This is a genomic window from Streptomyces sp. NPDC051173 (assembly GCF_040689515.1).
In the GTDB taxonomy this organism is placed as follows: domain Bacteria; phylum Actinomycetota; class Actinomycetes; order Streptomycetales; family Streptomycetaceae; genus Streptomyces.
Map to the genome: position 1 here is coordinate 1 of NZ_JBFBBD010000133.1, position 8,472 is coordinate 8,472.

An 8,472-nucleotide genomic window follows, 5' to 3' on the forward strand; every position below is an offset into this window, starting at 1 on the left:
GGGCAAGCCCCCAGACCCCCGAAGCACGCTTCGCGCGCTGTCCTCAAACTCCCCCAGCTACCGCTGGGAGGTGCCCCCAACGGGCTGAAAAGAAAAGGACGGCGTGGCCGGCGGAAAAGAAGAGAAGCGCACCCACCGGCCTTTAACTTGCTCTCCGGCGGAGGGGGTGGGGCCGGAGGGTGGGGTTCTGGAACGCGGTGCGTTGTCGGGGCACTCAAAGCGTAGGGCGGCGCCATGCACCGCGTTCCAGGTCCTCAGCCCGGAGGTCCCGCCCCCGGTCCAGCCACCAACCCAGCCCGGCCGGCGATTGAGGCCACCCCACCCCAGGCGCACGCAGACCCGCAGACGACAGCGGCCTCACGCCCCATACGGCCGCTTCGAACGCGCCTCGCGAAGCGAGACCGCCCACCACGCCAACTGGTCGAGCATCACCTTCGCCGCCCCGGCCGCCCCGTCGCCGGCCGTCGCGTCCACGTGGGCGCCGTCCTCGTCGAACTTGCCCCAGGGGCTGTGGAAGCTGACCGTCTCGCGGATGGTCACCGCGTGCAGCTCCGAGAAGACCGGGCGCAGGTGGGCCACGGAGCGCAGGCCGCCGGAGAGGCCGCCGTACGAGACGAACGCCACCGGCTTGGCGCGCCACTGCGAGTAGTGCCAGTCGATGAGGTTCTTCAGGGGTGCGGGGTAGCTGTGGTTGTACTCCGGTGTGAGGATCACGAAGGCGTCGGCCCGCTCCAGCCGCGGGGTCACCGCGCCGAGCGCCGCGGCGTCCTCGGGGGACAGTTCCTTGGAGAGGTGCATCGGCAGCGGGTGCTCGGCGAGGTCGATGACGTCAACTTCGACATCGCCGCGCTCCGCGAGCCGCGCCTCGAACCACTTGGAGATGGTGGTCGCGAAGCGGCCCTCGCGGGTGGAGGCGATGACGACGGCGAGGCGGTAGGTGTTCTCGAACATGGGGTCCCCCGAGGATCCGTGCCGGTGCGGTACCGGCGGGCTGATGACCAGAAGCTTGGTACCTCAAGTTCGCTTGAGGTCAAGGGTGATCTTCCGGGGGCCGTCAGAAGATGTCGGGGCACCAGGGCCGGCGCGCCGTGCGCAGCCGCAGGTCGGCCAGGGCCACCGCCCCGGCCCGCTTCTCCCCGAACTGGGGCGCGTGCCCCAGACCCCCGGGTGCGGGTCGGTGGGCGCCTGCGGCGGGCTTCTTCCCCTACCCCGCCCCTTCCCGAAACTGGGACGCTGCCCCAGACCCCGAGCTGCGGGTCCGTTGCCGCCTGCGGCGGGAGCTCCCCCAGCTACCGCTGGGAGGTGCCCCCAACGGGCTGAATTTCGCGCGCCCGGCGGAAAAGAAAAGAACGGCGCACCCCGACCCTGACGTCACCCACCGGCGGAGGGGGTGGGGCCGGAGGGTGGGGTTCTGGAACGCGGTGCGTTGTCACGGCACACAATGCGCCTCACGGCGCCTCGCACCGCGTTCCAGGTCCTCAGCCCGGAGGTCCCGCCCCCGGTCCAGCCACCACCAAAGCCCGGCCGGCGATTGAGGCCACCCCACGGCAGTGGGTCACGACAGGAGGTCGTCGACCTGCGCCTCCCCCTCGCGATACCGGCGAGCGATCTCCGCACTGCAATCGTCCGCCGTCCGCTGAAGCGCCTGGCGGCGCACGGACACCTGCCGTTCGTACGTCTCCAGGCGCCGCATCCCGCTCAGCAGTTCGGGATCGGTGCGGGCACCCAGGTCGGAGAGTTCCACCTCGGCCAGCATGTCCTCGGCGAGCCGCCGGGACTCCTCGCTGTGCGGGGTCCCCAGCGTCACGTGGCGGGCGGAGGAGCGCTGGGCGGAGGGCCCGTCCGCGAGGATCTCCGACAGCCGCTCCACGACGAGCCGCGCCATGACCGGGGCCCCCGGCGAGGCACGCCGCGCCAGCTCGGCCCGCAGGATGTCGACGCGGCCCTGGAGGAGGCGCCGTACGTAGCTGAGATCCGCCTCGTCCCGCTGCGCGTCCCGGCGCAGCACGCGCAGCTCCGCCAGGCTCAGCTCGCCCAGCTCCCGCGCGGGGACGTCCGCCAGCCGCCCGGCGCGCTGGCTCGGCGGCCTCGGGTGCAGGCCGTCCGCTGTCTTGAGCATGGGACCGTCCTCAATGGGTGTGGTCATGCGCTTTCCGTTCCCCTCGGGCGGCGCGCGTCCGGGGCACGTCGCCCGTACGAACACCGCCTGCACGCATCGTGCCACTGTGTGATGCCCGGGCGCAGGGTCTCTCCACCCGAACGGCCCTGGATGGACGCAGGGCATCATGGTCCGTATGCGTGCAGTGGTGCAGAGGGTGGACGGAGCGAGCGTCGTCGTGGGCGGCGAGACCGTCGGCGAGATCATCGGACAGGGCCTGTGCGTGCTTGTCGGAGTGACGCATGAGGACACGGCGGAGAAGGCGGCACAGCTCGCCCGCAAGCTGTGGTCCCTGCGGATCCTGTCGGACGAGAAGTCCTGTTCGGACGTGGGAGCGCCGCTGCTGGTGATCTCCCAGTTCACTCTCTACGGTGACGCGCGGAAGGGGCGGCGGCCTACGTGGAACGCCGCTGCGCCTGGCTCTGTGGCCGAGCCGCTCGTGGAGGCGGTCGTTTCTCAGCTTCGTGAGTTGGGGGCGCGTGTGGAGACGGGGCGTTTCGGGGCGGACATGAAGGTGGCGCTGACGAACGATGGCCCGTTCACGGTGCTGGTGGAGGTCTAGGGAGGGTTGCCGCCTTCCCTGGGCCCCCGGGTGCGGGTTGCTGGCGCCTGCGGCGGGCTTTCCCCCACCCCGCCCCTTCCCGAAACTGGGGCGCTGCCCCAGACCCCGACGTACAGGTCCGTTGCCGCCTGCGGCGGGAGCTCCCCCAGCTACCGCTGGGAGGTGCCCCCAACGGGCGCGTCCTCAAACGCCGGACGGGCTTGAGGCCGCCCGCCGCAGGCGCGGACAAGCAGCCAGCGCTACGGCTCGACCACCACTTCCTGCGAAGCCGCCATCGCCTCGCCCACGAGCAGCGCCGCATCCGTCGCAACATTCCGCTTCACCAGCGCCAGCGCGATCGGCCCCAGCTCATGATGCCGGGCCGCCGTCGTGATGAAGCCGAGCTGGCGGCCCTCGGGGCCGTCCGCGGCCAGGCGGACCGGCGTGCCGTGGGCGGGGAGGGAGACCTCGCTGCCGTCGAGGTGCAGGAAGACCAGGCGGCGCGGCGGTTTCCCCAGGTTGTGGACGCGGGCGACCGTCTCCTGGCCGCGGTAGCAGCCCTTCTGGAGGTGGACGGCGGTGCCGATCCAGCCCAGTTCGTGCGGGATGGTGCGGTGGTCGGTCTCCAGGCCCAGGCGGGGGCGGTGGCCCTCGACGCGCAGCGCCTCGTAGGCGAGCACGCCTGCCACCGGGCCGTGCGCGGCGGCGAATTCCGCCAGGCGCGCGCGCGGCAGGAAGAGATCGCGCCCGTGCGCCGTCTCGCGCACCCGCACACCCTCGGGGACCTCGGTGATGGAGCCCGCGGGCAGGTGGACGACGGCGAAGTCGTCCGTGCGGTCGGCGACCTCGACGCGGTAGAAGAACTTCATGCTCTCCAGATAGGCGATGAGGTCGCCCTGGGTGCCGGGCTCGACGTGGGCCCAGGTCGTCTCGCCGTCGTCCACCAGATAGAGCGCGTGCTCGATGTGGCCGTTGGCGGAGAGGACCAGCGCCTCCGTGGCCTGCCCGGCGGGGAGGTCGGTCACGTGCTGGGTGATGAGCAGGTGCAGCCAGCTCAGCCGGTCGGAGCCGGTGACGGTGACGACGCCGCGGTGCGAGAGGTCGACGAGACCGGACCCTCCGGCGAGCGTGCGCTGCTCGCGGAAGAGGTCGCCGTAGTGCGCGGCGACGCCCTCGTCGGGAGCCTCGGCGGCGACGGCGCCGGGCAGCGAGAGCAGCGGGCTGGCTTTCGAATGACGCAGCATGCGCACAAGCCTACGACCCGTCGGCGGCTGCCTTCGAGGAGCAGTCGGCGCACCGGCCGAAGATCGCGAAGTGCTTCATGTCGGTGTCGAAGCCGAAGGTCTCGCGCAGCCGCGCGGTGAACGGCTCGGCCACGGACAGGTCGGCCTCGATCACGGTCGTGCAGTCGCGGCAGACGAGGTGTATGTGGTGGTGCCGGTCGGCGAGGTGGTAGGTCGGCGCGCCGTGCCCGAGGTGGGCGTGGCTGACCAGGCCGAGCTCCTCCAGCAGCTCCAGGGTCCGGTAGACCGTGGAGATGTTGACCCCGCCGGCCGTGCGCCGGACCTCGGTGAGGATGTCGTCCGGCGTCGCGTGCTCCAGCCGGTCGACCGCTTCCAGGACGAGCTGGCGCTGCGGCGTCAGCCGGTAGCCGCGCTTACGGAGGTTGCTCTGCCAGTCGGTGTCCACCACGCCACCAGTCTAGGCAGCGTCAGGCATTGCGGACCCCCTTGAGGAAGCCGGCGAGCGCCGCGATGGCCGCGGGGTTGCGCGGGCTCTCGACGAGGTCGACGTAGTCGAGGACGAAGATGCGGTCGTTCTTGACGGCGGAGACGTTCGCCAGCGGGCCGTAGGACTTCAGGAAGCGCTTCTTCTGCTCCGCGCTCACGTCCCCGTAGTTGTTGATCACGATGACGTCGGGGTCGCGGTCCACGACCGTCTCCCAGCTGACCTGCGTCCAGGAGTCCTTGAGGTCCTTCATCACGTGGTCGCCGCCGGCCTTGGTGATGATGTCGTGCGGGCCGGCGTAGGCGCCCGCGGTGGTGGGCTTGTCCTGGCCGCTGTCGTAGAGGAAGACCTTGGGCTTCGGGCCGTCCGCCGGCACCTGCGCCCGTGCGTCCGCGACCTGCTTCCTGAAGCCGGCGGTCAGCTCGCGGGCCCGGTCCTCCACGTCGAAGATCTTGCCCAGCGTCGCCAGGTCGGCGTAGAGCGCCTCCAGCGGCGGCATCACGCCACGCGAGCCGCCCGTGCCGTTGTGGCAGGACTCGGTCAGGACGTACGAGCCGACGCCGAGCTTCTTCAGGGCGGCCGGGGTGAAGCCGTTGCCCTCGCCGAAGCCGTAGTTCCAGCCCGCGAAGACCAGGTCGGCCTTGGCGTCCAGGACGAGCTCCTTGGTGATCTCCTTCTTGGACAGCCACTTCACCTTCTTGTAGCCGTCGGCCCACGGCACGGACCCCCGGCGGTCGCCCTTGTAGTCGGGCGCCACATAGCCCGCCATGTGGTCCTCCAGGCCGAGGGCGAACATGATCTCCGCGATGCCGACGTCGTTGGTGACCACCCGCTGCGGGGCCTTGTCGTACGTCGTCTTCACCCCGCAGTTCTCCACGGTCACGGGGTAGTGGCCGGAGGCCTTCTCCTCGGCGGGGGCGTCCGAGACCTTCGCTCCGCAGCCCGCGAGGGCCAGGGCGGCGAGCAGGGCGACGGCGGTGCGCAGAGCACGCATGGGGCGGGTCCTTACGGGGTCGGGAGGCGGTCGAAGAGCAGGCGCGTGGCGCCGGACTCGGGGTGCGGCACGCGGTGGGCCCGTACGCCGAAGACGTCGGCCAGCAGCTCGGCGGTCAGCACCGCGTCCGGTGGGCCGGACACGACGATGCGGCCGCCCGCGATGACGTACAGCGCGTCGCAGTGCGTGGCGGCGAGGTTCAGGTCGTGCAGCGCGGCCAGGACCGTCAGCCCCGCGCCGCGCACGAGCGAGAGGACCTCCAGCTGCTGGGCGATGTCCAGGTGGTTGGTGGGCTCGTCCAGGACCAGCACCTTCGGCTGCTGGGCCAGGGCGCGGGCGATCAGCACGCGCTGCTTCTCGCCGCCCGACAGGGTGGGGAAGGCGCGCCCGGCGAGGTGGCCCGCGCCGACCCGCTCCAGGGCCGCCGCGCACACCGCGCCGTCCTCGGCGGTGGCCCGTGCGGCGGCGCCCTGGTGCGGCAGCCGGCCCATCGCGACGATCTCCGCGACGGTGAAGTCGAACTCGCTCGCCGACTCCTGCGGCAGCGCCGCCAGCCGCCGGGCGCCCTCGCGGGCGGTCAGCGCGTGCAGGTCGTCGCCGTCCAGCCGTACGGTGCCCGTGGCCGGGCGCAGCGCGCGATAGACGCAGCGCAACAGGGTGGACTTGCCGCTGCCGTTGGGGCCGACCAGGCCCACGAACCGCCCGGACTCCGCCCGCAGCGCGATGTCCGCCACGAGGCGGGCGCCGGCGACCTCGACCGACAGGTCCTCGATGTCGACACGCATGCTCAGGCCCCTCCGAAGGTGTAGCCGCGGCGGCGCATGAGCAGCACGAAGCAGGGCACGCCGACGATCGCGGTGATGACGCCGACCGGCAGCTCCACGGGCGCCAGCAGCAGCCGGGAGACGATGTCGACCCACACCAGCAGCACCGCGCCCAGCAGCGGGGCCACGGCCAGCACCCGGCGGTGGTCGGCGCCGACGAGCATGCGGGTGATGTGCGGGACCATCAGGCCGACGAAGCCGATCGCGCCGCTGACGGCGACGACGGCACCGGTGACGGCGGCCGCGACGACGAACAGCTTGCGGCGCAGCCGGTCGGGGTCGACGCCGAGCGCGGCGGCCGTCTCGTCGCCCATGGCCAGGGCGTTGAGGCCGCGCGCCGTCCACAGCAGATACCCGAGCCCGGCCAGTACGACCGCGGCGGCGATCGGCACGGACGCCCAGGTGGCGCCCGCCAGGCTGCCGAGCAGCCACATCATGGCCGAGCGGGCGGCCTCGCCGCGGTCGGCGCTGAAGACCATCAGGGTGGTGACGGCCGAGAAGCCGTAGTACATCGCGGAGCCCGTCAGCACCAGCCGCAGCGGGGTCAGGCCCTGCGGGGTGCGGGCGGCGAGGTAGACGAGCAGCATCGCGGCGAGCGCCGAGGCGAAGGCGGCGCTGGAGAGCGCCCAGACGCCCAGGGAGCCCAGCGCCCCGAAGAGCAGCACGGCGTTGGCGCCGACGGCCGCGCCCGAGGAGATGCCGAGGACGAAGGGGTCGGCGAGCGCGTTGCGGACCATGGCCTGCACGGCCACGCCCACGGCGGAGAGCCCCGCGCCGACGACGGCGGCCAGCAGGGCGCGCGGGAAGCGCAGCTCCCACACGATGGTGTAGGCGGAGACCTGGTCCGGCGTGATGGTCCCGCCGGTCAGCCCGGCCCGCAGGAAGCGGAACGTCTCGCCCCAGGTGATGCCGGCCGCGCCGAGGCCGACCGCGCACACGAGGGAGACGAGCAGGGCCGCGCCCAGCCCGGCCAGCAGGGGCGGCAGCGGCAGCCGCCGGGGTGGCGGTGGACCGCCGGTGGTCACGGTGGCCTGGAGGGTGGTCGCCACGGGGGCACGCCTTCGGCTCGGGCCGCTTCCGTACGTACCGAGGAGCGGCCCGGGACGAGGGTGCGCCCGGGTGTCCCCTCGCAGTCCACGGCGAGTTGTCAGGAGCTGACGCCGCCGCGGGTGGTCGGGCTCGCGGAAGGCCCCGAGGGGGCCCTCCGCCTACCGTTGCGGGTCAGCGCCGGACTTCGACCGGCTTCCCCCGCGGGGCGCTTCTTCGAGTCGTACGGGTCGTGCTCAGCCGGTGTAGGGCGTGCCGTCCTGGTTGAAGAAGGCGACGCCGTCCGGCATGTCGTCGGGCAGGCTCGCGGCCCACTCCTGGAGGTCGGCGATCTTCTTCAGGTGCGCCGACATGTAGGGGCGCAGCGGCACCTCGGGGGTGGCCTTCTCGCCGACCCACATCAGGTCGCCCTTGACGTAGCCGTAGAGGCGCTTGCCGCCCGTGTACGGACCGGCGGCCGCGGTGCGGGCGACGGCGTCCGTCGCCAGGTCGATCTGCGGCTTCTGGTCGGCCAGCTCGCCGTACCAGACCTCGGCGACGCCCTGGTCGCGGATCATGACGATCTCGACCTTGCGGTCCTTGCCGATCCGCCAGTAGCCGCTCTCGGTCTCCAGCGGGCGGACCATCTTGCCCTCGCCGTCGAGCACCCAGCTGTGCGACGTGTACTCCAGGAAGTCACGGCCGTCGTGCGTGAAGGTGACTTCCTGCCCGAAGTTGCACTTCTCGGAGCCGGGGAAGTCGGCGACGCCGGCCCCCTCCCACTTGCCGAGGAGGAAGACGAGGGGCACGAGGTCCGGGTGGAGGTCGGACGGAATCTCGATCATGGGCTCAGACGATCTGTAGGAGACGGTGAGGGAGAACGGTCAGCTGCCCAGGGTCAGCGCTGGCCCTGGTAGAGCTTCTTCCAGGTCAGCCCGGCGAAGGCGAGCACGCCGACGGCGACCAGCACGAGCAGGGTGGTGAAGACTGCCTCAAGCACGAGCGTGCTCCTCGGTCGGAGAGAGGGGGTACGGACCGCCCCCGAGTCTAGTCGGACGCCTCGGGAGCGGCTCTGTGAGGTGGGTGGGAACGGCCTACAGTGATCGCATGTTGCGTCCTGAAAGCTGGTTCAGGCTCGCGGGTGGAAGTCCCGTCCGGGTAGACACCGGAGTGCCCGGTAGCAGGTCCCGGTTCGTCGTGG

General features: G+C 72.0%; 9 protein-coding genes and 1 riboswitch. Of the genes, 1 reads left to right on the forward strand and 8 read right to left on the reverse strand.

Translation table 11 applies throughout. The features are described 5' to 3' along the window. Positions 1-357: 357 nt before the first annotated feature. Both AB0435_RS33450 and AB0435_RS33455 read right to left on the reverse strand, forming a co-directional pair. Positions 358-951, reverse strand: a complete 594-nt coding sequence (locus AB0435_RS33450) for an NAD(P)H-dependent oxidoreductase (protein ID WP_366007779.1) — start codon at positions 949-951, stop codon at positions 358-360. A gap of 604 nt (positions 952-1,555) precedes the next feature. Next, positions 1,556-2,119, reverse strand: coding sequence for a hypothetical protein (locus AB0435_RS33455; RefSeq protein WP_366007790.1), 564 nt, complete (start codon positions 2,117-2,119; stop codon positions 1,556-1,558). Between the two features lie 175 nt (positions 2,120-2,294). On the opposite strand from AB0435_RS33455, the gene dtd reads away from it, so the two are divergent. After that, on the forward strand, positions 2,295-2,720 hold the full coding sequence (gene dtd / locus AB0435_RS33460) for a D-aminoacyl-tRNA deacylase (RefSeq protein ID WP_366007780.1): 426 nt from the start codon (positions 2,295-2,297) through the stop codon (positions 2,718-2,720). Between the two features lie 239 nt (positions 2,721-2,959). Here the strand turns inward: dtd and AB0435_RS33465 are convergent, their stop codons facing one another. From AB0435_RS33465 to AB0435_RS33490, 6 genes are all read right to left on the reverse strand, one after another. Next, entirely contained in the window at positions 2,960-3,943 is a 984-nt protein-coding gene (locus AB0435_RS33465) for a folate-binding protein (RefSeq protein ID WP_366007781.1), read from the reverse strand. Positions 3,944-3,953: 10 nt separating this feature from the next. Further along, complete coding sequence (locus tag AB0435_RS33470) at positions 3,954-4,391, reverse strand: transcriptional repressor (RefSeq protein WP_366007782.1); 438 nt, start codon at positions 4,389-4,391, stop codon at positions 3,954-3,956. A gap of 19 nt (positions 4,392-4,410) precedes the next feature. Then, positions 4,411-5,421 (reverse strand): ABC transporter substrate-binding protein, encoded by a 1,011-nt coding sequence (locus AB0435_RS33475; protein WP_366007783.1) that lies wholly within the window; start codon positions 5,419-5,421, stop codon positions 4,411-4,413. Between the two features lie 11 nt (positions 5,422-5,432). Then, the gene (locus AB0435_RS33480; protein ID WP_366428670.1) at positions 5,433-6,206 is read right to left on the reverse strand and encodes an ABC transporter ATP-binding protein; all 774 of its coding nucleotides are present in this window, start codon (positions 6,204-6,206) and stop codon (positions 5,433-5,435) included. Between the two features lie 2 nt (positions 6,207-6,208). Beyond that, positions 6,209-7,294: an iron ABC transporter permease gene (locus tag AB0435_RS33485; protein WP_366007785.1), complete on the reverse strand. Its 1,086-nt coding sequence runs from the start codon at positions 7,292-7,294 to the stop codon at positions 6,209-6,211. A gap of 118 nt (positions 7,295-7,412) precedes the next feature. After that, positions 7,413-7,494, reverse strand: a riboswitch (cobalamin riboswitch). A gap of 34 nt (positions 7,495-7,528) precedes the next feature. Beyond that, on the reverse strand, positions 7,529-8,116 hold the full coding sequence (locus AB0435_RS33490; protein ID WP_366007786.1) for an FABP family protein: 588 nt from the start codon (positions 8,114-8,116) through the stop codon (positions 7,529-7,531). Positions 8,117-8,472 lie beyond the last annotated feature (356 nt).